General features: G+C 42.0%; 12 protein-coding genes. 5 read left to right on the forward strand and 7 right to left on the reverse strand.

Annotated elements, in window-relative coordinates; genetic code table 11:
* Positions 1-3 precede the first annotated feature (3 nt).
* From BN3283_RS00800 to BN3283_RS00820, 5 genes are all read left to right on the forward strand, one after another.
* Positions 4-2,325, forward strand: coding sequence for a S9 family peptidase (locus BN3283_RS00800; RefSeq protein WP_059025337.1), 2,322 nt, complete (start codon positions 4-6; stop codon positions 2,323-2,325).
* 94 nt (positions 2,326-2,419) lie between these two features.
* Entirely contained in the window at positions 2,420-4,744 is a 2,325-nt protein-coding gene (locus BN3283_RS00805; RefSeq protein WP_059025338.1) for a S9 family peptidase, read from the forward strand.
* 282 nt (positions 4,745-5,026) lie between these two features.
* Complete coding sequence (locus BN3283_RS00810; RefSeq protein ID WP_059025339.1) at positions 5,027-7,657, forward strand: zinc-dependent metalloprotease; 2,631 nt, start codon at positions 5,027-5,029, stop codon at positions 7,655-7,657.
* Positions 7,658-7,731: 74 nt separating this feature from the next.
* Positions 7,732-10,359, forward strand: coding sequence for a zinc-dependent metalloprotease (locus tag BN3283_RS00815; protein ID WP_059025340.1), 2,628 nt, complete (start codon positions 7,732-7,734; stop codon positions 10,357-10,359).
* A gap of 92 nt (positions 10,360-10,451) precedes the next feature.
* Positions 10,452-13,172, forward strand: coding sequence for a S9 family peptidase (locus tag BN3283_RS00820; RefSeq protein ID WP_070807435.1), 2,721 nt, complete (start codon positions 10,452-10,454; stop codon positions 13,170-13,172).
* A gap of 160 nt (positions 13,173-13,332) precedes the next feature.
* Here BN3283_RS00820 and BN3283_RS00825 read toward each other — a convergent pair whose 3' ends face one another.
* The 7 genes from BN3283_RS00825 to BN3283_RS00855 all read right to left on the reverse strand — a co-directional run bounded on the left by BN3283_RS00825 (position 13,333) and on the right by BN3283_RS00855 (position 25,279).
* The gene (locus tag BN3283_RS00825) at positions 13,333-14,925 is read right to left on the reverse strand and encodes a PKD-like family lipoprotein (RefSeq protein WP_059025342.1); all 1,593 of its coding nucleotides are present in this window, start codon (positions 14,923-14,925) and stop codon (positions 13,333-13,335) included.
* Between the two features lie 21 nt (positions 14,926-14,946).
* Positions 14,947-15,642, reverse strand: a complete 696-nt coding sequence (locus tag BN3283_RS00830) for a DUF4843 domain-containing protein (protein ID WP_059025343.1) — start codon at positions 15,640-15,642, stop codon at positions 14,947-14,949.
* An 11-nt stretch (positions 15,643-15,653) separates the two neighbouring features.
* Positions 15,654-17,150, reverse strand: coding sequence for a RagB/SusD family nutrient uptake outer membrane protein (locus BN3283_RS00835; protein ID WP_059025344.1), 1,497 nt, complete (start codon positions 17,148-17,150; stop codon positions 15,654-15,656).
* Positions 17,151-17,160: 10 nt separating this feature from the next.
* Positions 17,161-20,601: a SusC/RagA family TonB-linked outer membrane protein gene (locus BN3283_RS00840; RefSeq protein WP_059025345.1), complete on the reverse strand. Its 3,441-nt coding sequence runs from the start codon at positions 20,599-20,601 to the stop codon at positions 17,161-17,163.
* 75 nt (positions 20,602-20,676) lie between these two features.
* On the reverse strand, positions 20,677-21,861 hold the full coding sequence (locus tag BN3283_RS00845) for a FecR family protein (RefSeq protein WP_059025346.1): 1,185 nt from the start codon (positions 21,859-21,861) through the stop codon (positions 20,677-20,679).
* 166 nt (positions 21,862-22,027) lie between these two features.
* On the reverse strand, positions 22,028-24,328 hold the full coding sequence (locus tag BN3283_RS00850) for a Gldg family protein (RefSeq protein WP_059025347.1): 2,301 nt from the start codon (positions 24,326-24,328) through the stop codon (positions 22,028-22,030).
* 18 nt (positions 24,329-24,346) lie between these two features.
* Complete coding sequence (locus BN3283_RS00855; RefSeq protein ID WP_059025348.1) at positions 24,347-25,279, reverse strand: ABC transporter ATP-binding protein; 933 nt, start codon at positions 25,277-25,279, stop codon at positions 24,347-24,349.
* Positions 25,280-25,315 lie beyond the last annotated feature (36 nt).

The following is a 25,315-nucleotide window of genomic DNA, read 5'->3' on the forward strand; positions in this document are numbered from 1 at the left end:
GCGATGATAAAGAATATAGTGTTAGGGATGCTGTTATTGGCAGGTTTTAGTCTTTCTGCCCAACAGAAAGCGAATTATAAATTGGCCGATCGTTTTACCTTTAAAAATTTCCGGTATGCCGACCGGAACAGTTTATCTATTTACCCGGAATTTATCAACGACGGGGATTGTTTCTGGTTTTCCTTTACGACGGAAGAGGGTAAAAAGTATTATTACGTGGATCCGGCTAAACGGGAAAAAAGGTTGTTATTCGACACGGGAAAGTTATTGGGACAATTGAGTGAGGAGACCCGTAAGGCATACGATACAAAGGATTTTACTCTTCAGGGAGTCGAGTTTGATAAGAAAAGGTCCTCTTTCACCTTCGTTTTTGAGAAAAACAGGTATCGTTACGATATGAAAACGGGGCTCGTTGAAAAGGTGGATACCGTGATCAGCAAGGGATGGGGAGAATCTTGGAAAAAGTATTCTCCGGATAGTTCTTATATCGTTTATGCCAAAAATCATAATCTGTTCCTGATGGGGAATAAGGAGAAAGGAAAAGATACGACCGTTGTACAATTGACGACGGATGGGGAGAAATATTATACTTACGCGAAAGAGGAGGCGGATACGTTTCCGACGGCTCCTGTTGCCGTATGGTTGAAAGATTCGAAGAGAATCTTTGCCGTTCGCGAGGATATGAGAAATATGAAAGAGATGGGTATCGTGGATGTATTGGCGGAGCCTCGTCCCAAACTGAAAACCTATAAATACTCAATGCCGGGAGATCAGGAAGCCGGCCGTACGGAAATGGTGATTATCGATGTAGAGACGAAAGAGATCAAAAATATCGATATACAAAAATGGAACGGAGAATATTTTTCTGTTTTACATACTTCGAAGAACGGCGATAAAATCTTTTTCGAGCGTCGTCCCCGGACATTTGACGAACAGGAAGTTGGCGTTGTGGATACGAAAACGGGAGAGGTGAAAGTGTTGATTCATGAGGTCGATAAGCCTTTTATGGACTATAAGATGGCCAATATCATGTTTTTGAATGACGGGAAAGATATTATTTATCGTTCGGAGCGTACCGGTTGGGGACATTATTATCTTTATGACGGGGAGGGTAATTTTAAACATGCCATTACCTCGGGAGCTTGGGTGGCCGGTCCTGTGTCCGATATCGATACGGTGGGACGCACGCTCTATTTTTATGGTTTGGGGATAGATAAAAATATCGATCCTTATTACTATACCTTGTGTAAAGTGGATATCGACAAACCGGGAAGCGTGAAGCAACTGACTTTTGAAAATGCGACCCATATGGTTCATTTTCCTAAATCCTATGACTATTTTGTGGATATATACAACCGGGTAGATATGGTCCCCCGTATTGTACTCAAAAATAAGAAAGGTAAAGAGTTAATGGAGTTAGCCAGACCGGATATCCGGAGAGCGGTGGAGATGGGATGGAAAGCCCCCGAAAGATTTAAGGTAAAAGCCGCCGATGGCGTGACTGATTTGTACGGTGTAATGTGGAAACCTTTCGATTTTGATTCCACGAAACAGTATCCGATTATCTCTTCGGTTTATCCCGGACCGTTCTACGAGTATGTTCCGACCCAGTTCGCGTTGCTGCATGACGATAATACCCGTTTGGCTCAGCTCGGTTTTATCGTGATTGCCGTGGGACATCGCGGGGGAACTCCTATGCGGGGTAAGTTCTATCATACTTATAGCCACGGTCGTTTACGGGATTATCCCTTGGCGGATGACAAATATGCCATCGAACAGTTGGCGGACCGTTATTCTTTCATCGACGGTACGAAGGTCGGTATATACGGCCATTCGGGAGGTGGTTTTATGTCCACGGCAGCTATTTGTACCTATCCTGATTTTTATAGTGCTGCCGTGTCTTCTGCCGGAAATCACGACAATAACATCTATAATTCCTGGTGGGGAGAGGTTCATCACGGGGTAAAAGAGGAGAAAAAAGTGATTAAAGACAGTATCAACGGCGATCGGACGGAGAGTACCTTTAAATTTAGTGTCCCCACGAATATGCAATTGGCCAAGAATTACAAAGGCGGTTTGTTGCTGATTCACGGTTGGGTGGACGATAATGTGCATCCGGCACATACCTTGCGGATGGCGGATGCCTTGATCCGTGCGAATAAAAACTTTGATATGATTATTCTACCTGCTGAAAATCACGGTTTTGGAGGCGCTGCCAATACCTTCTATGAGCGGAAAATGTGGTTTCACTTTGCCAAGCATCTGTTGGGTGACGAAACGGGTGATTTTTATTACGAGATAGAGCAGTACAAGGATCGAAACTAAAAGATTCGAAGAGGATGTAATTTAGAGATTCTGTGATTACTTCATTCGATCACAGAATCTTTTAATCGTTAAATCATAAATAATATTATATGTGATGCGGAGTATTTTAATATGTATACTATTATCAGGGATCGTATTTTGCAGTACGGCGCAACAAAGGGCGAATTACGAGTTGGCGGAACGTTTCCGGTGTCTTACTCGGGTGCCTGTCGTGAAAAATTCGTTGGAGATACGTCCCCGTTATATCAATAATACCGACCGTTTCTGGTATAATTTCCGGACGGAAGAGGGGAATAGGTATTATTTGGTCGATCCGTCGAAAAAAAGTAAACGTTTGCTCTTTGACAACGCGGAGTTGTTGATGAAAATCAGCGAGATTACCCGTAAGGCTTATAGCGATAAAGAGTTGGATATAAATTTTGAATTTGCTCCCGACGGGAAGACCATTTATTTCAACTTTGACCGGAATAATTTTGCCTATAATACGGAAACCAAAGTGCTGAAAACGGAAGAGAAAACGAGAGGTTATTACTCTTCCTCTCCTTATTGGATGTACTATTGTGCGGATAGTTCCTACATGCTTTTTGCTAAAAGACATAATCTTTACGTGGTCGGGAATGCTGAAAAAGGAAAGGATACGACAGAGGTACAGCTGACAAAGGATGGAGAACGTTATTATACTTTTAACCGGGAGGACGAAGGAGAGATCGACGATCGTTTCGGTTGTTCCGCCAAATGGTTTAAGCAGGGGCATAAGTTTTATGCCATAAGGGAGGATTCCCGTTTAGTAAAGGAACTGTGGTTGGTCGATGCGTTAGCGGAACCGCGTCCGAAACTGAAAACTTACAAGGCTGAATTAGCTGGGGACGAACATGTGATCCAATATGAACTTCTGATCGGAGATGCAGATAAAGGGGAAGTGAAGAAAATAGATATAAGCCGGTGGAAAGATCAGTATATTGACGTGTTGTATACCAGTAATGATGGGAAAAGACTTTATTTCCAACGTTACAAGAGAACCTGGGATGAATGTGAAATCTGCTGTGTGGACACGGAAAGCGGAGAGGTGAAAGTGTTGATTCATGAGGTTGATAAGCCTTATTTGGATTACCAGATGAGAGGTATCTCTTTTCTGAATGACGGGAAGGAGATTTTATTCCGTTCGGAACGTACCGGATGGGGGCATTATTATTTATATGACGAAAACGGGAACCTGAAGAATCAGGTGACTTCCGGGGCCTGGGTCGCCGGACCGATTATGAAAATCGATACGGTAAAGAGACAAATCTATTTTATCGGTTTGGGTAAAGAGGCAAACGTGGATCCTTATTACTACGTGCTATACCGGGCCGATATAGATAAAACGAATGCGATAACCTTGCTGACTCCCGAGAACGCAACGCATGATATCAGTCTGTCTCCTTCATGCAACTATTTTACCGATAGTTATTCGAGGGTAGATATGGAGCCTGTAAATGTGGTTCGCGACCGGAAAGGGAGAGTTATTATGGAGTTGGAAAAACCGGATTTACGCCGTCTTTATGAATTGGGATGGAAAAAACCGGAACGCTTTAAAGTGAAAGCGGCTGACGGGGTTACCGATTTATACGGGACGATGTGGAAACCGGCCGATTTTGATTCGACCAAGTGTTACCCGATTATCTCTTCCGTGTACCCGGGACCTTTTTTCGAGTATGTCCAGACTCGTTTTACCTTAAATGATGATTTGAATACCCGTTTGGCACAGGTCGGTTTTATCGTAATCTCTGTCGGACACCGGGGGGGAACACCTATGCGGGGTAAATTTTATCATACCTATGGCTATGGTAATCAACGGGATTACCCTTTGGCAGATGATAAATACGTTATCGAACAGTTAGCAGACCGTCATGCATATATCAACGGGAAGAAAGTCGGAATATTCGGCCATTCCGGGGGCGGTTTTATGTCTACGGCGGCTTTATTGACTTATCCCGACTTTTACAGTGCGGCTGTATCTTCCGCGGGAAATCACGATAATAATATTTATAATAAGGGATTCGTGGAGATCCATTATGGCGTGAAGGAGAACAAGAAAATCGTTAAGGATAGCGTTAACGGAGACCGGGAGGAGATTACATTTACGACTAAAAGTAAGAGCAATGCGGAGTTGGCCAAAAATTACAAAGGGGGGTTGTTGATCGTTACCGGAGATATGGATAAGACGGTTCATCCGTCACATACGTTACGGGTCGTGGATGCTTTGATAAAGGCGGGGAAAAATTTCGATATGTTGGTATTACCGGGCAATACGCACGGTTTTAGCGGAGAAGCGGAAGATTTCTTCGAACGGAAATTGTGGTTTCATTTTGCAAAGCATCTTTTAGAAGACGATTCCGCTGATTACGAAGGCGATATCAATTATTTTATGAAGCGTTAATGTTTGTGGGGAGGGATATAGCTATGGGGTTAACCGGGAATAACACCCGGTTAACCGCTGTCCCGGAACTCCGTTTTGTTATAAGTTTAACGGAACGGGGTACTTTTGTTAAACTTATGTTATATATGTTATATTGCAAGTTTGTCTAAATTAAAATTATTTCATTTGTATAATGAGTTGTGATGCCGGATGTGTATGTAGAAAAGGGGTCTAACAAGGGCATGCGGCATGACGGATCGAACAATTAATGTGTACTATATTTTAAACCAAAATTGATTTATTATGAGACTGAAAACTATCGTTTTTGTTGTTGTCGGTCTTTTCTTGTTGCAAAGCAGTGTGACTTTTGCAGGAGAAAGGAAGAAAAAGAAATCGAAGGAAGAGAAAGTTGAAGTAAAGAAAGAGTCTGCTTATGACAAATTATTTAAAGGTCAGAAGTGCGAGACTGTAAAGGGAATGATTACCATTCACAAAATGGACGGGAAAGTTTATTTTGAATTTCCATTGAATTTATTGAATAAGGATATGCTTTTGGGATCAACGATTACCCAGATTACCAATAACGGTTTTGGTAGTGTTGGTGAAAAACCGTATGATCCTTTGCACATCACCTTTGTGAAAAGAGATTCTTCCATGAATCTTTGTGCCGTTAACACCAATTATACGACCAAAGATGAAAACATTGGCAAGCGGATTGAGGAGAGTACGATTCCCGCCGTTATGCAGACCTTTAAGATTATGGCTTACAATGCGGACAGTACGGCTGTCGTATTCGATGTGACGGATTATTTCCTTTCCAACGAAGATAACATCGGACCGTTCTCACCGTATGCTCCTATTTTATATCGTCGTCGTTTGGAGAAAGAGTTTAAAAAACAGGATTCCCAGATTACCGGTATTAAAGCCTATGCTGATAATGTTAGCGTGGAGTCTTCATTGAGTTATGTTGTCAGCGTAAGCGATCAACGTTACTATTATATTTATAAGGCTCCTTTCAATGCGGTAATGACCCGGAGTATTATCTTGCTGCCGGAAGAGCCGATGCGTCCCCGTTACGCCGATCCTCGTATCGGAATCTTCGTGGGAGGTCGTTCTGAATTTACGAGTGACGGTTCCGGTATACAGCCTCGTTATTTTGCTAACCGTTGGAGATTGGAGCCTTCTGACGTGGAAGCGTATAAGAGGGGAGAGTTGGTAGAGCCGGTAAAACCGATCGTGTTCTACGTGGATAACACTTTCCCGGAAGCTTGGCGTAAATACATCAAAGAAGGTGTAGAGCAATGGCAGGCTGCTTTTGAAGCTATCGGCTTTAAAAATGCGATTATCGCTAAGGATTTTCCCACGGATGATCCTGAATTCGATCCGGATAATTTGAAATATTCTTGTGTGCGTTATTCTCCCTCCTGGACGGCTAACGCGATGGGACCCTCCTGGACGGACCCTCGTACCGGAGAGATTTTGAATGCTTCCGTATACCTGTATCATAACTTGATCGAGTTAGTACAGAACTGGCGTTTCATCCAAGGAGGACCTGCAGATCCTTCCGTTCGTAAAATGGTATTGGATGAAGAGACTTTGGGAGATTGCATCCATTATGTGGTAGCTCACGAGATCGGTCACTGTTTGTCATTGATGCATAACATGGGATCTTCTTCCGCTATTCCGGTAGACTCTTTGCGTTCTCCGTCGTTTACTCAAAAATACGGAACGACATACTCTATTATGGATTATGCCCGTAACAATTATGTAGCGCAACCGGGAGACGCCGAGCGGGGTGTGAAAATGACCCCTCCTGATTTGGGTGTTTACGATATGTATGCTATCCATTGGTTGTATACTCCGATATTCGAAGCTAAAACATCCGAAGAGGAGGTGCCTGTATTGGATAAATGGATTACGGAAAAATCCCATGACCCGATTTATCGTTACGGAAAACAACAGATCAATTACCGGATCGACCCGAGTGCTATGGAAGAAGATTTGGGTGACGATGCGATAAAGGCTGCTACTTACGGTGTGAAGAACTTGAAATATCTGATGAAAAACCTGAACAACTGGATCGGTGATGAAGATAAGGACTTCCGTTTCCGCGAGAATATTTATAATGAGGTGATTTATCAATATTTCCGCTATATCAATCATGTGATTTTCAATATAGGTGGTATCTATTTGAACGAGCGTTATGCACAGGATGCACGTCCGAGCTATAAATCCGTGGAGACGGAGAAACAAAAACGGGCAACTCAATTTATGTTGGCTCAATTGAAAGATCTCGCTTGGTTGAATGACCAGTCTTTATTGAAGAATTTCGAAATCCGCAGCAATATCATTTCCGATATGGAAGATGCTATTTGGGAAGGTTTGACCAAACGTTTCGGTGCCGTTGCCATGAGTGCGGACAAAGCGGAGGAGAATCCTTACACGCAAAAAGATTATATGAAAGATTTGATGGACTTTGTATGGGCTCCTACCAAGCAAGGCAAATCATTGAGTAATATCGAGAAAAAACTGCAATTGAATTTTGTTTCTTTCACTATCGGAAATACCGGAATGAATATGATGAGAGGCAATTCTTTGAGTTTCCATGCCGAAGACCTGATGATTCAGGTTCCCGAATGCATAAAAGAGAAGAGCCGTAAAATGTATGGTGAGGTGTCCGAGCATTGGATGGGTATGTTCACGAACAAGAAAGAGATAAGTCATGACCATGTACAATGCGGTGGTGTCGAAAAACAAGGATTTGGTTGGTATGTGAGTGTTACACCTCCCTATGAACCGCTGGAACACCTTTACTTCAACGCGTTGCAAAATACGTTGACTTTATTGAAGAGTAAAGCGAATACCGGAAATGCAGATACGCGTCAACATTACAAATTGTTGATCTACAAAATAGAACAAGCGCTAAAAAAATAATTTGCGATAGAAGATCCGGGGCGGTATGTCGCCGAAATTCCCGGGTCTGAAATCATGAATCTAAAGTTTGATATATGAAAAAAGGAATATATTTATTGTTTCTTTCGTTTTTCTTGTTCGGTATCTGTACTCAAGTAGATGCCAAGCGGAAAAAAGAGACAAGCAAGGAAACCAAAAAAGCGACCGAGACAGCTTATGATAAGTTGTTCAGGGGAAAGAAATATACCACGGCAGAGGGGCTGATGAAGATTCATAACATGCAGGGAAAGATTTGGGTCGAATTCCCGGTTGCCTTATTGGATCGGGATATGGCATTGACCTCCTCTATCAGAACGATTAGCGATAACGGAGAGGGTGTTGTCGGACAGTTTGCCGGCCGTCCTATGCATTTGCGTTTTACCCGTCAGGATTCGTTATTACAAGCTCGGTTTCTTTTATTTAGTTCCCCTGTAAATACGGGAAAAGAGGTGAAAGCGAATCAGGCTTTGGTAGAATCCAATCTACCGGGTATTTTCAAATCTTTTAAAATTAAGGCTTACACTCCGGACAGTACGGCAATTGTTGTCGACATGACGGACTTGTTCCTGGAGCATTCCTATTATACCAATCCGTTTGCCGGCTATGCCGGAAACTCTTTTTTCGGTTTTGTGGCACGGACGCATAAATTCCAGGGTGACCGTTCTTCCATCTCCGGTATTAAGGCTTATGACGATAATGTCGTGGTGATGTGTAATATGGGGTACGATGTGGATCATTTGGTATTCGGGGCTTTCTTAATGAAAAAGGATGTTCCGGTAAGCGTAAACGTGGATAAAATGTTATCTCTTTTGCCGGAAGAACCGATGCGTCCCCGTATGGCCGATTCCCGTATCGGAGTCGCTTACACGGGAAAAACCGCTTATACCGGAGGAAGCGAAGGTTTCAAACCGATGTATTATACGAAACGCTGGAGAATAGAACCTTCCGACGAGATAAAATACCGGAACGGAGAGTTGGTTGAACCGAAAAAACCGATTGTATTTTATATCGATACGTTAATGCCTGCATTCTGGAAACCCTATATCAAGGCCGGTGTTGAAGAGTGGAATAAGGCTTTCGAGAAGATCGGATTTAAAAATGTATTGCGGGTAAAAGATTTTCCTGCTGATGATCCCACGTTTGATGCCAATAACATCAACTATAATACCATTCGTTACGCTCCCTTGTGGATGTATTTTATTCAAAACTCCATGTTTACGGATCCTCGTACGGGAGAAATTTTACAGGCATCCATGTATATTCACGATAATGTGGTTATCGGTTTGCATGAGGATCGTTTGATCACGACAATGGCTGCTGATCCTTCCGTTCGTACGTTCGATCCGACCCCGGAGTTGGATGGAGAGGCTCTTCGTTTGAAAGTGATGCAAATTGTTGGTAAATGTCTTGGTTTAACGGAAAATATGGGAGCTACGGCTGCCTATCCGACCGATTCTTTGCGTTCTGCTTCTTTCACCCAGAAGTACGGCTTGAGTCCTTCCATCATGGATTACTTCATGTTTAACTACGTGGCGCAACCGGGAGACGTGGAGAAGGGCGTTCGTTTAACGACTACCGGGATCGGGGCTTATGATTATTATGCCATTCAATGGTTGTATAAACCCATATATGAAGCTGCTACCCCGAAAGATGAAGAACCCGTGCTGGATCAGTGGATTCGTGAACACCAGGATGATCCGATGTATCGTTTCGGGATCAGACAAGCTTCTTACGCTTCTTATGATCCGACTTCGCTGTATGCCGATTTGGGGGATGATCCCGTGAAAGGATTGATTTATACCGTGAACAACCTGAAAACGTCTCTTCAAAATGTGTTTACCTGGTATGGGGGAGACAAGGACAGAAGTATGACGAAGAGACGTTCCATGTATTCCGGATTGACTTCCGCATTCAGGACGAAACTGGATTATGTTTTTGCCTATATCGGCGGTATGTACTTGACGGATAAACGTGCGGGAGATACCAAGCCTTCCTATCAGCCGGTACCGAAGGCAAAACAAAAGGAGATTGTGAAGTATTTGGTCGATCTTTCCCGTGATCTCTCTTGGTTGGATAATGAGGCGGTTTTGAAGGAGTTTGAAATCGGAGATAGAATAGCGTCTAAAAACGAGGAAGAGATCATTTACGGATTGTTGGATCGGATCCGGTTTATCGCCCTTTCGGCGGAACGGGGAGGAGACTATACTCCGGAAGAGTATGTAAATGATATTTATAATATCATCTGGGCTCCGACGATGAAGAATCAGAAATTGACCAATAAGGATATGAAATTACAGAGTGCCTTTTTGATGGGAATCATTACGACTTCTACGGTTAATATGTCTCCGGCCGTATTCGATGTTCCGAGGGAAGCCTTCCGTTTGGCCGATTTCGAGGATTTGAGTGTCCGGAGCATGTATCAGCATAATTTTGCTTTGCTTGAAAATGCCAAATTCCCGGTAGGGCCGATGAAAGAGGGTATGATGATTGCCGGAGAAAAAGAGGGATTCGGTATGGTGGATTATATCGAGGCAAAACCGTATTCTACCACTCATCTATTCTATAACATGCTTTTGAAAACAAAAGATATGCTGGCGCAGGCCGTGAACAGAAGTACAGGCGAGGCCAAATCTTATTATCAATTGTTATTGTTTAAGGTAGAGAAAGCTCTTGACCCGAAATAACTTTAATGCAGTATAAGATTACGGGCTGGCGGGTATATTTTTCGTACTTGGTCAGCCTGTATTCGTTTAAAGGTAAATCTAAATTGTATATTATGTGTTTAAAACGAATTTTCGGTGTATTGATCCTGTTGCTTGTCGTATGGGAAGCCGGAGCCCAAAAGAGGCCTTTGGATTTGGAGTCTTATAAACTATGGCGACGGGTGGAAGCTCAAAAGATGTCCGAGGACGGTAAATGGGTTACTTACCGTTTCGCGTATATTGACGGCGAAGGACATGATAAGGATGAACCGGTAACCTATTTACGCCATGTGGCGACCGGTAAAGAGTATGAATTGCGGAATGTTAATTACGTGAATTTCTTTAACGGGGGTAAGGGGTTGAAATATACCGTGAATAAATCTCCGTTGGATACCGCCAATCTGACATCCGACTCTACGATATTACTCTCCTTAAAGGACATGAAAAAAACGTATTGGGATAGGGAATATGCGTGTAATGAATCGCCCCGTTCACCGCTTATTACGTATACTTATTCTATCGGAGAAGCTGACGGGAAACCTGTTAACAGATTGGTAGTGTGGAATTTTGAGACAGGAGATTCCACGGTGCTCGACAGCATTGAATATCCCGTTTCTTATGACCAATACAAGACGATCGCTTACCTGAAGAATAACGGAACGCACAAGAGTCTTTACGTCGGACCGTTGAAAGGAAAGCATCGGTTGATATACGGGGACCCAAAGGCTCCGATAAAGAATTTCTCTTTGAAAATGGGAGGAAGAGAAGGTGTGTTTACGGTCGCTTCCGATACCTCCTATTTGAAAAATCCGGATCTACTGTATACGTTTTCTGTTGCCGATGGAAAATATAAATTGGTGATGGATTTGAAAGAGGTGGAATTACCGGGAGAATACAAGATCAGTCCCAGTACTTATACTGTTTTTAACCACGGTAAGTATATTTTAGTTGATGTAGAACCTAAGGTGAGAGAACCGCGTAAGCCTAAAGCAAAACCGGATACCAGTTTTGAATTGGAGTTGTGGAAATGGGACGATGAAGTTTCACAAAGCCGCCAAAGGCAGGGAGGGACCCGTCTCAGGAGGGAAATGCCGAAATATGTTTATCATGTGGAAGATAAAAAATGCATCGAGATCGCTCCGGCTGATATCGAGCGGATCTCTGCTCCCACCTGTGAGAATTATGAATATGTTATCCTTGTGGATGAAGCTCCCTATCGTAGGTTCTCCGATTGGAAAGACGGAGTGAACGCCGATTTGTATTTGGTCAGCTTAGAAACGGGGGAGCGTAAACCGTTATTTAAGGATTTCGAAGGACGTCCTGTCTGGAGTCCGAACGGACGATATGCCTTGCTGTATCGCGGGGTGGAAAAAGTATGGTACAAGTTGGATGTACGGACGGGAGAGTTGAGCGACATCTCTTCGGCCATCGGTTATCCGGTATACGATGAAGACCATGATAAGCCGAAACCTGCGGATGCTTACGGTATAGCGGGATGGTCGGAAGACGGGAATACCGTTTATCTTTACGATCGTTATGATATCTGGACCATTGATCTGACGGGGAAAAATAAAACCGTTTCCTTAACACAAGGATACGGACGCAAGCATAATATTATTTTGCGCTGGTTGAAAGCGGATTACGACACCAAAACGTTGGACGCAAGCCAGAGTCTGTTATTGCGTACGGTGAAGGTAAGTAATTTGGATATGGGAATATATCGTTTCTCTCCTAACGGAAAATTTAAGAAATTGATCGAAGGACCTTTTTCCATTTATGTCAATCAATTTTCTACAGATGGAAAATCCTGTATCTTTACGCGACAGAGTTACACGGAATTTCGTGATTTATGGTGGAGTAAATCCGATTTTACACACCCGAAACGTTTGACTTATGCCAATCCGCAACAGGAAAACTATAAGTGGGGTTCCGTTCGGTTGGTGGAATGGACCAATTACGAAGGAAAACCTAACCGGGGTTTACTCTATTTGCCGGAGGGGTACGATTCGACCAAAACTTATCCTACCATCGTGAATTTTTACGAAACTCACACGGGAGATATTCACATGTACCATGTCCCCGCTTTAAGTAGTGCCATGATCAACACGGTGACCTATGTAAGCAATGGTTATGTCGTCTTTATGCCCGATGTCCATTTTACGGTCGGGGCTCCCGGTGAGAGCAGTTATAATGCGGTAGTCAGTGGAACCCAGATGTTGATAGACAAGGGGATCGCCGATAAAGACCGGATAGGTATACAGGGGCATAGTTGGTCCGGATATCAGGTAGCTTATCTGGTGACGCGTACGAATATGTTTAAATGCGCTAATCCCGGAGCTGCCGTGTCCAGCATGGTTTCGGCTTATACGGGTATTCGTTCCGGCAGCGGGATGCCTCGTATGTTTATGTACGAAGAGACTCAGAGTCGTATGGGTAAACCGTTGTGGGGAGAAGGAAATACGGAGATGTATATTAAAAACTCCCCGATCTTTTTTGCCGATAAGATTGAAACCCCCTTGTTGATTTTCCATTGCGATGCCGATGAAGCCGTGCCCTATTCGGAAGGATTAAACCTTTTCTTAGCCATGCGTCGTTTGCAGAAACCGGCCTGGTTATTGAATTACAAGGGAGATCGTCATTTTATCTATAATCATGCTGCAGAGGTGGATTGGACTATCCGTTTGCAACAGTTCTTCGATTATTATTTGAAGGATGCGCCTATGCCTCGTTGGATGGATGAAGGAATTGACGTTAACGAGAGGGGAATTGATCAGAAATACGACTACGTGAAGTAACGGAAAAATCGATTCTACTAACGGGAGGTTGAATTCAAAAGCTTAAAACTTTTGAATTCAACTTTTTTTGTCTGGTTTCGTATCGATAATATGATTCTTGCTGAAATGAAAAGGGCTGCCTCATTGCGAGGCTGCCCTTTGCGCTATGTTAGAGAAATAATTATCCGAAGTCGCTTCCTATTCTAAAAAGAATATTAATAATTTTATCACCTAAGCTCGTTCCCTTGGGCATTTCCCAAAGTAGTTTTTCTTTTTCCAGATTCAGACCGTTCACTTCGAGTATAATGACCCGGCCGTTCTTAAGAACGATGCCTAATCTGTTTGAATTGTAATTTTCAGCGTTCATACAAGCAATTTCGCTGTCCTCGAAATGATAATACGGTTTAACTCCGTTTTCCGGGTTATTGAGATTGTAGATGAATAAATCTTTTCCTTGGGCAATCATCACGAAAGGTTTAGATTTATAGGGTAAGTTATAAATGACACAATCTTCGTATTTTAACGGGGTTCCGTCTGATGCTTGCCGAGGTAATTCCGCATATGCCGTGCCGGGGAATTCATAAGTTAAGCCGGTCGAGCTGTAATCTCTTTTGAGAATGAATTGTTCCTGGTAATACTTATTGGTTGTGTTGTCCTTCAATACTAAGAAATATTGACAAGAGGTATTACCTTGGAATATATAGCCACAATGAATCAAGGTGCTGTTTCCTAAGTTGTTTGCCGGTATGTATTGTTTGGGCCATCCGTCGTTAGGATCCGGCAACACTTCCACTTTCCCCATGGCATAAACATCCTGGAAAGTATTTTTTACGTCGAATACAACCAAGAATCTATTTTGAGGAGCTTGAGAAGTACCTTTTTCATGAACGAGACAATATTGAGTATCTCCGATTCTGGAGTGAATCAATTGTCCGTAAATTTCATGTTCCTCGATTTTCATAGGAGTCTGAATAAAAAATCCGGAATGAATCAATTCATTGGTTTGTTTGACACGCGAATAGATTTTGCCGTCGTGGTTCTGTAAAAGATCAACCCATTGCATAAACATGGCGTTTACCGGACGGAAGTCGACAGGGTAATTGCCTCCAATGAACGCTTGCTTCAAGTTTATATCTTTTTCGAATGTGGTGCTGTTAACATCGATATCGCCTTGTCCTCCTGATTGAAGTACCAGAAGTTGGGCGGGAGGTGTCGTACGGCGACCGAAATGTTCATGTAATTTTAACGGGCCGCTCCCCATCTCTTCCTTGTTTACGGTTTTATAGAGATTTTCGTAGATTCGATTGTGGTATATATTCGTCTCGTCATCTTGAATTTCACGAATATAACTTAAACTGGAATACCCGTTCTTTTCCGTTAAAATGTACCAACCGTTGTTGACGTAAGGAGTTGTAATATTCAACTGGGTCGTTTGCATGTATTGCACATTGTATTTGTGATCCGTGACCCGCAGTATGCAATAGGCTTTGGTCATGGTGTCGATAATCCATTCCAGATTCCGTTCATTGCCGATAACCTTACCTGCAAATGTCCATTCGTAACTTAACTCCACATTGCTGCTGTCGCCTTTCGAGTAAGTGAACTTCGGAACGATCCGTATGGTATCTCCGAGGGTCGGACTGGAGATATAGTTGAATTCTTCGATCTGAATCTCGTTCAGATCGGCGTAGTCGTAATTTCCTTTATCGTCGTAACATCCGATAAAACTCAGTATCAATACTGCGAGTGCATATATGATATTTTTCGATCTCATAATATTTTATTTATTATAAAGTTAGTAAGCCGGAACTCCATCTACCATCGGAAATTCATTGCCGTCCTTATCTTTTTCCATGATGTTGTTTTTAATCAGATATTCTTTGAATTTCAATGCAAGAATTCGAATTTCAGAAAAAGACATGTCGGAAAGATCGCTGACCTGGGTGGCAATAACAAAATGGTCGTACTTAGCATCGCTGTATTCTCCTAACAAAATCAACTCGACATCGTCTTTCCACCACAGCGGTTGGCTTTTAATATTGCTGAAAATAACTTTGATGTCCTGCTTGTTGTAAATTCCCGGTGAGAAATTTTCATTGGCAGTGATCCGGAAGGTAACTTTAAAGCTTCTTTCCGAAAGCTCCGGCCTGGCTTTTTTGATGTGGATATAGATGGTATCCTTATCTTGATTCGGAGCGAATTTCAATGTATTGGGTAACTCGTAATCCACGGGTAGCGCTGTTGTTAATGAATCGACGACAACCAATTTGTATTCCAGAGAGTCGTGAGACGGTTTACCGATTAAGGCAATTTCAAACGGAACGTCCAGTTCATTCGTGAGATAATGGGTAAAGGAGATCACGGCAGAATCCCGTCCTTCATCATTGGGGAAATAGAGATAGCGTGCTTCCCCTTCGTAGATGGGGGTTTCATTTGTTTCACAGCCGATTAATGCTGCAAAAAAAGCGAATAACAGAATATATTTTTTCATGGTATAGATGTTTAATTGATGAGTTCATTATCGGGTAATGGAATAACAAATCCGTTATCGGGCATCGTTCTGACCGGCTTTATGTTTAAACGTTTGTAGTAGTAAAAGAGCTGGCCTTCTTGCATGAATTCTCTTTTGGCTTCTTTTATTAATTCCTCCAGGAAACTATCTAAATCGTTGATTTTGTTGTTAAGGCCTTCTCGTTCGCATCCCCGAGCTTCTCTTAAATCGTCGAGGGTTTTCAAAGCTTCGGTTTTGTCGTTATTTCTGAAAAGATATTCGGCTTTGATATAGTACATTTCACCAAGACGAATCATCGGAATCATGTCGGCACTTCTGCTGTAATTGCCTGCACTTCCGGTAGGTTCTAACAACTTGTTGCAAGCTCTGTAACTTCCGATCAATTCCGTTACGGCATTTCCGCGGCAATCTCCTCCGTCATCGAACATCGTTTTCAGATCGGTAGTTTTGGTCATAAGGGTGAACTCTATACTGTTGTCATTGTAATTATTGACCGATTTATACCGATCCAATAACAGCGTGTTAGATAATGTAAATATGATTTCTTCGTACATTTTACGATCCTTGTTGCTTTCGACATCATAAGCATCGGTAAAACTATATACTTGGGTATCCCAGCTTCCGTAAGCGGCATCGATTACTTCGTTTGCTTGTTTGTAGGCCTCTTCGTGTTTGCCCATGTAATTGTAGACGCGGGCTAATAAGGCCGTTACCGCGTAATAGTTCATGCGATATCCGCGATACCTGTAAAATAAATCTTTAGGGACATAACTGCTTTCACCTGAAAGATAATACCTGTATTGTGCCATGTTTAGCATATCCACATGAGCGGGGATCGTGTCGAAAGAACCCACGAGGTTTTTTGCTTTTAGCAAATCCTGTTCGACCAGGTTCAGTATTTCGGTCACGGTTCTATCCGGCTCGAAAGTAGAGGGATATTTACTGAAATAAGGGATGTAACCTCTATCGTCGTTTTTGGCTGCTTCCGGCGAAGGAGCGAAAAGACGTAACATGTCGAAATGGAGTAGGGCTCTCAAGGCCAATGCTTCTCCTTCGATTAGGTTTTTCTCTTCCTGAGCTCCCGGGAAAATCAGGGGATCGGTTGTCTGTAGTTTCGTAATCAGGTTGTTACAATTAGCGATGCAATTGTATGTTTTCGTCCAGATGCCTTCAGTGATAGGCTTTACCCTTTTGTCGGTATAAGCATAGCTATCCGCAATTTTGCGATAGGCGGTAGAGCTTTTGAAGCGGGATTTGTAATAAAGTTGTCCCATGACATCGACCAAGCCCCAACTCATCTCTTGTCCGTACATGTCGTATGAGGACATTTGGCGATATACTCCGTGTAGTGCATTTCGATAACCTTCGTAAGTCGAGAAAAGTTCTTCTTCCGTTACGGTATCTTGCGGGTCTACGTCTAACCAATCATTACAGGAATTCAGCACGATCGGTAAAATACATATGATTAAGAATTTCTTTAATTTCATAACTTACAATTTAAAAACTGGCCTTTATTGAGAAACTGAAAGATCTTGCAAAGGGATAACTCAATCCGCGTTCTGCCTTTACCGTACTCCATCTGAAGATTTCGCTGCCACCTATTTCTAAACGCAACATGCTTAAGCGACAAGCTCTCATCCAGCTTGCCTCTCTGTCGAAATCATATCCGAGGGTAACGGAGTTCAAAGACAACCAGTTGTTATCTTCAACAAAACGAGAGGAAGGACGGGTCGTTTCTTCCGATTGGTTGGCTATTCCTAAATTAATTTTACGGTATTTCGCGATATCTCCGGGTTCTTTCCAACGCTCTTTCAATACGCGTTTATCCACGTTTGTGGTACGGATGTTAACATTTTCAACTTTGTCTACTAAAGTCTGGTTATAGATCTGACCTCCCCATTCATATGAAAAGGTAACGAATAAACTGAAATTTTTATACGTTGCATTCATACCGAACGATCCTTTTGCTTTGGGCTCCTCATTTCCCAGGATAACCTGATCGTTGGCATTCCACAGATCGGTTAACGTTCCGTCTTTTTTCACTAATATTTCATTGCCGCTGGCAGGATCGATTCCTAATGAGCGGACTCCGAAAATGGACGTTAGCGAGCCTCCCTCTTCAAATTGACGGAAGGGTTTGGTATTCGATCCGTCATATCGGCTACTATTCGTGAAATGATCGTTAACCTGGTTGTTATAATCTTTTAAACTTTGGGCGATTTCCAGTAGTTTGTCCTCGTTGTGAGCCAAGTTGGCAAACAGGGCGAGAAAAAGATTTCCTTTTGAGATCAGGTTACTTCTCATGTTGATTTCGAATCCGGTTTTCCGTAATTTCCCGATGTTATCCACGTAGGTCGTGAAACCGGTTGAACTGCGGATCGTTACGCTATTGACCAGATCAACGGTTTTTTCGTTGTAATAGTTGAAATCGACATAGAAAGCCTGTTTCAATAAACCTAATTCGATACCGAGGTTGATCTTATTCGTGGTTTCCCAAGTTAAATCTTTGTTTCCTAATGCTTTTAAGGATGCTCCGTATCCGGTTTTGTACCACTCTTCCGAAAGAATTTCGTACGTGGTTCTCGCTTGATAGGGGGCAAAATTTACTTTACCGGTTTGTCCGTAAGTACCTTTAATTTTCAATTGTTCGATAATGGAGTTGTTTTTTAGAAAGGCATAATTATGGATATTGATACCGGCTCCTGTTGACCAGAAGGTGGCGTATTTGTTGTCTACTCCAAATTCGGAAGAACCGTCAACGCGAATAGAGGCATCGAATAGATAGATATTGTTGTAGCTATAGTTAACTAAACCCACGAATCCGATTAACCGGGTAGAATTTTCCGAATAAGACGGTTTTTGAACGATTGTTTGTGCGTAGTTTGGAGAACAAAGACTCCCTGACGGGAAACCTCTGTAAAAGGCCGAATTTCCGGTCGTTTTGGTTGAGCGGGCGTTTATTCCGGCCAAAGCATTGATGTTGTGTTTGTTGATGTTGCGGTTATAAGATGCCTGGAAATTTAAGTTCCAGTTAAAATTTTTTCCGTCGTTGGTTCTAAGCTCTCCAGAAGAGGTATTGTAAGAGCTGAGTGGTTGAGAATTTCTTTTCGATAGCGGATCTAAGAATTTTTTACCGTCGTTCACTTCTTTGGTTATGCTGAACTCTCCTTTAATCAACAAGTGGTTTGTCGCATACCAATTGATGCTGAGATTATTGGTAATCTCTTCGGTAGAGGATTTTTCAAAACTTCCCAAAGTCGATTCGTATAGAGGGTTGGGCTTGTTCAGAGTTTCTCCCCAACCATCCAAATTTTCCAAATAACGTCCGAATTTGTCTTTGTACACATCGTAAGGTTGTGCTTTCGTGTATTCGGAGAAACTTCCGAAAGGGGACTCTTGTGATCTTACAACAGTATAGGAGACCTGATTTTTTACCTGTAAGGATTTTAACCGGTAATCTATATATAAGGCCACGCCAAATCTGTTTCGAAAAGACTCTTTCATAATACCGTCCTGATTATGGTAAGAAACGTCTAACCCGAAACGCAAGGTTTCTGAACCTCCTTCCACGAAAAGGGCATGTTTGTGATTAAAGGTTGTTCTCAAAGGTAACGAAAGCCAGTAGGTATCGACACCTTTGGCTACATTAGCCTGTTTCCTGTGATAAATCTTTTCAAGGGTTACCCTGTCATATTCGTCTTCCGCCTCGAAGATACCGGCACGAACTTCCGTTTCGAGTTTTTCCGCCGCATTCGTCAGGTTGTAATCGGTTAAGTCCGGCATGGTAATCTCACTATCGAAACTATAAGAGACATTGATACTTCCGGCTTTCGGGGCAACGGTTGTAATAACTACAACTCCGTTGGCAGCTCGCGAGCCGTACATGGCCGTGGCGGCGGCATCTTTTAGGATGGTGACCGATTCGATCCGCGTGGGATCCATATCGTATAATTTTTGTACGCTGATTTCGAAACCGTCCATGATAAACGTCGGCAGGTTCGGGTTGTCTTTTAACGCCGATTTGGAAATATAGCCTTGTGCTTGATCGGCTTTTAATTTATCCAATTCTTTTAATCCGATTCCGGAACGGCCGCGAATATACATTTCAGGCAAGGCGTTCGGGTCGGATCCCCATTCGTTATTGGTTTGAATACGAAAAGAGGGATCAAAAACCTGTAATGCCTTGATCACATTGGTCTTGGATACTTTTAACAGTTCCTCTCTGTGGATGGTTACGGAAGAACCCGTAAAACTCTCTTTACGGATATTGGCAATACCGGTAATAACGACTTCGTCGACTTCTGTTACGTCTTCTTTCATTCTGATGATCAAATCTTTATTATCATCTTTGCGATCCTCTTTTAAACGATGCTCTACGGTTTGCATCCCGATAAACGAAAAGACCAAAATCGTACTGTCTAACTTGGGTATTTCCAATTTGAATTCACCGTTTATTCCGGTAGCGATGCCGAGTGTCGTTCCTTTGATGATAACAGAAACCCCGGGCAGAGGCAAACCTTTATCGTCCATAACCTTTCCTTTGATTACACGAGGCTTGTAGTCCTCCCGAACTTTTTGTTGGGGGCGAATGATGATCACTCCGTTTTGGATTTCATATGATAGTTGGGTATTGGCTAAAATTTTTTGTAAAAATTCTTCGATGGTAGCATCTTTGATATCGATATCCCGTTTCCCGTATTTTTGGACTTCTTCGATACGATACAGAAACTTGTATTCTGTTTCTGCCCGGACACTTTTAATTAACTCATCGATGGTTGCATTTTGCATTTTTAAAGTCAACCTTCCGTGTTGTGATGTATTTCCGGCTTGTAGTGAAAACGTGGAAATCAGAGTAAGCAATAGAGTTGCTCGCAGAATGGTTAACGTTTTTTTGTATCTTTGATGTAAATCAAAGACATAGATTCGTTTTTTTTCCATAAATTTGAGAATTTATTAATAGTCGATTAATAGATTAATAGGATACAGAAGATATTACCACTATCTTCTGTATTTTTATTTATGAGTTTTATTTATAATCACATTTTTCCCGTTGATATTGAATTGAATATTGGTTGCTTTCTCAAGCATTTTTAGTACTTCACTGAAATCATCGTATCGTTCCAAATCTCCTGTAAAATGGAAACTCTTAACAGATTCGTTTGCGTAAAACAGATGAATATCGTACCATCGGCTCAATTTATTCATGATAGATTCAAGCGTTTCGTTTTCGAAAATAAATTTGCCTTCTCTCCAGGAAGATATGTGATCGGCATTTACTTCTCTGGACTTTAAAACTCGATTACTCGTATGGTAAACGGCTTGTTGGTTCGGTTTTAATTGGATCGACCGTTGTCCGTTGCTGACTAAAACAGAACCTTCGCTAAGTGTTGTTTCTATGGTATTTTCATCGGTATAGGCCTGTACGTTGAATTTTGTACCGAGAACTTTGATTGTTAATTTATCCGCCGTTCGAACGATGAATGGGGCAGAAGAATCTTTTGTCACGGAAAAAAAAGCCTCACCTTTTAAATTGACAATTCGTTTGTCTTTATCGAATCGGGTCGGGAAGGAGATTTCCGTTTCCGAATTTAACCAAACGGTGGTTTCATCCGGTAAAATTAGAATAAATTCCCCTCCGCGAGGAGTACGGATCGTATCGATCTTAACGGGAACTAAGGAATCCGTTGTTGGGAAATAAGTTACTTTTTTCCCGTCATTGGTTATTTTTGTACCGTTTTTAAGCTGAATGGCCTGTTCTTCTTCATCAATTGATGATAGAGCTATTTTTTGTCCGTAGGAGGTAATCAACATGGCTTTTGAACTTCCCGGTACAATTTGTGCCGTAGGAGTTACAGCTTTTTCCGATTGAGGAGATTGAAAGAGGATGGAAAAACCGATAAACAGACTGATAGCTGCTGCCATACCGCCATAGACAAATAACTTTTTATTTCTCTTTCGGGGTATGAATAGGCGCTTCCGGGTTTTACTCCATGCCAGGGGGATATTAATTTGTTGTATGAATTGATCTCGTTCTTTTCTGTTTTCGGTAGAACAGATATCTTCAAATAGGATTCGATTGTTTTCGTCTGTCGCTTTCCATGCCTCCAGCTCAGCCTCTTCCTTTGGGGTTATGGTTTTGGCCAAGTATTTGGCTAAAAGTTGTGAAATCCTGTAATCTTCAGAATAATGTGTAGTCATTATTTTTATTTTAATGGGACCTTTTATTGACAGAACACAGCAAAAGTTGAAAAGGATGAATGAGAGTGTTTATTTTTTATAAATAATTGATTTGATGAAGAGACTGTCCGAAATTTTAGTTTCGGACAGCTCTTGGTTGTTGATACGAATGAATTGGATTATTGTATTATCTACTTTTTCTGAACCACCACATTCTCAGACTGATAAATACTAATATGCCGGGAAGAAGTCCCATGAATAGTAGTTTTAACCAGATTTCAGAACCTTCTCCTATGTAAGCTTTATCATCAGAGGGGCGAGGTCGGCTCGTGTCTACCGGGAATTCACCGTAACTGAGATCGCCGAATGAATTTGTAATCAAGGAAAAGTTAGAACTCCTCACTCCCTCTCGCGAGGTGGTTAATTCTCCGTTTCCGATGCAGTCGGCATCTCCCCATACGAAGATACGTTGTTCCTTTTCTCCTACCCGACGCGTTAATTCGACAACAACCGGAATCGTTCGTTCCTCCTCTCCGACTTGGGAGTTGTAAATAGGTTGATTATCAATAAAATCTGTCGTTTCTAATTCGTTCCAGGCTCCTTCTTCGTTGGTGGTGACAAGAGGAGTGACTTTGAATTCTTTTTCTTCTAAGATTTTGATTCCTACGGCTCCCGGCATTGTAATTTTATATTTTCCTCTCCATAGTTTTTGATACCCTTTGGACGATTGTGCTGCTGCTTCGGTAATGTTGCCAAAAATCAAATCGGCCGTGAAATCTTTGGAGGGTTGGACTAAGATTCCTGGCATAAATTCAAGTCCGAGAAAAGAGAAAAGGGGATTCATTATGTGTTGACGGTAGGGTTCTCCCGATAGGATCATATTTCCTCCTCTGTCTATATACTCTTTGATTTTGGTTAATTCTTCCGGTGCTAAAACCGTTCTGGGTTCTGCTATGACAAGTATATCGATATCTTCCGGGATATTTTTTTGCTCGTCTAATCTTAACAAGGTTACGTCGAATCCTTGGTTCGGTAACGAGTAGCGGAAGGTGAGATCTCTGACGAAAGCTCCGTAATCCCGTTCTCCTGCCCCGTCTACGTTTCTTTCTCCGTGTCCCGTAAGGAAGGCAACTTTGGGAGGTTTCGTGACGAGACGTTTTAAAGCAGCCGTAAACTCACTTTCTGTCGGAGTGCGCCGTATGTCTTCATAAAATCGCAAGAATGATTTCTGACCGTTTTCCCGTTCGATAACCCGAACCAATCGGAATCCTTCCCCGGAGAGATCGATTTGTCGATTGATTTGTTCCGGGGTGAGGAACATGGCGGTGTCCCATTCCATGACTTTACATATTTCTTGGACCCGCTGTTCGGGGGTTAATCCGGGATAACGCCTGTCCATATAAGGATTATAGCAGGGATGATAGTAATATACGTATTTGATTTCGGTTTCCGGTTTAAAACGTACATATTTTTCAAATTCTTCGAAATCGTATTTTCTTCGATCGGGCATTGCCCGCCAATAGTTATCCTCTAAAATATTGACATAAGTAGTGATCGTTAAACCTCCTGTTAGTTTTTTCATTACCTCCTGACTGTTGGGCGTTAACGTGTTTATTTTAGTTTCTGTGGTGTCGTAGAAACTCATGAACTGGGGTCGGGAAGATATATAACCGAGTAAAAGGGCTATGATAATGACTGAAGCATACCGGAAGAGGACAACGTATGGCTTGTGCCGTTTCCGTTCAGAACCTAATTTCAGAATGGAAAGAGTTAAGAATAAAGTTATCACGATAATAAAATAAAGTACGTCTTCGCTGCAAATCAGACCATCCAACAGGGTGGATGACCGCCCCGAGATCGACAGCCAATAGGTTATTTCTCTAACAAACTCCATGTTTTGTCCTACCTCTTTGATGAAGTTTAATACAGTTAGAAGAGCTAATGTTCCTATTGCGGCAACCACTTGATAAGAGGTCAGGCAAGACATAAAGAGACCGATCGCCGCGTAAGTACACGTGACTAAAAATACTCCCAGCAATCCGGACAAAAGTTGGGGAAGATCGATGTTTTTTATGGCAAAAGCGGTAAATATGATATATATGGAGAGAATGGCAATTAGGATCAACGCGTAGATGATCATGGCCAAGTATTTTCCAAATATGATTTGTTTGTTGGTTACAGGAGAAGAGAAAAGTAATTTGATGGATCCGCTATAAAATTCTCTACTCATTAATCCCATGGTTAAAAGAGGAATATATAAATATAAATTATCGAGCATTTTAGAGAAAACTCCGTTGTAGTTGGAAAAAAGTCTGGAAGTTATACCTGAAAGGTTGTAACCCAATGCCTGATAACGTATCACGTCCGAGTATACATCCGCGTAGGTCATCCCTGCTTGAAAGGTGAAAATGATTAGAATCAGCCACGCTATCGGGGAGAAAAACAGCGTGCTTAGTTCTGTTTTGGTGATTCTGAATAATGTTCTCATAATGTATCTTTACTATTTTTATTTGTGTGATCTTTTTCCGGACAATTGAGCGAAGATTTCATCTAATGATTCTTTTTCAAGGTGAATTTCACGAAGTTCCCATCCATTGTAGATACTTTGCTCTACCATCCTTTCGGTAATGTTCCTGGGTGCGTCGAATTGAATCCGGTAAATCGAGTTATCGAGAGGTTCAACTCGTTTTACGCCTTCTAATGCCTGTAATTCTTCTATTGCGGGAGGATTATCCAGAGTAACCAGAAAGGCGGTCGGTTCCACGTAATTATCAAAATCATCCATGCTCCCCGAAAAAACGACTCTTCCTTGTTCGATCATTTTAATATTGTCACAACTGGCCTGTACTTCTGAAAGAATATGAGTGGAGAGCATGACTGTTCGGTCTGTTGCGATCTCTTTGATAAGGTTGCGAATCTCTACGATCTGATTGGGGTCTAATCCGTTTGTCGGTTCGTCTAAAACGACAAAACTGGGGTTATGAACAATGGCTTGTGCAATGCCGACCCGTTGCTGGTATCCCCCCGATAGGTTTCGGATTAGTCTTTTGCTGAAATGAGTAATGCAACATTTTTCTTTGGCTGTATCTATCGCTTTTTTTATTTTGTTTCTTTCTACCAGATGCAGATGGGCGCATAGGGTTAAATATTCGTCTACCGTCAAATCGGGATATAGCGGGGGTTTTTGAGGAAGGAAACCGATATGGCGTTTAGCCTCTACCGGATTTTCCCGTAAATTGATACCGTTTAGATATACTTCTCCTTCTGTTTGGTTTAGTACACCGCATATGATATTCATGGTGGTGGATTTACCTGCTCCGTTGGAACCTAATAATCCGAGGATACCTTTCTCTTTGATTTCGAAGTTAATATCACGGATAGCCCATTGAACACTATATCTGTGGGAGAGATGTTCTACTCTTACGACTGATTCTTCCATGTGTTTTTGATATATAATAATAGATGATGATTTACA

The organism is Gabonibacter massiliensis, assembly GCA_001487125.1.
Classification (GTDB): domain Bacteria; phylum Bacteroidota; class Bacteroidia; order Bacteroidales; family Marinifilaceae; genus Gabonibacter; species Gabonibacter massiliensis.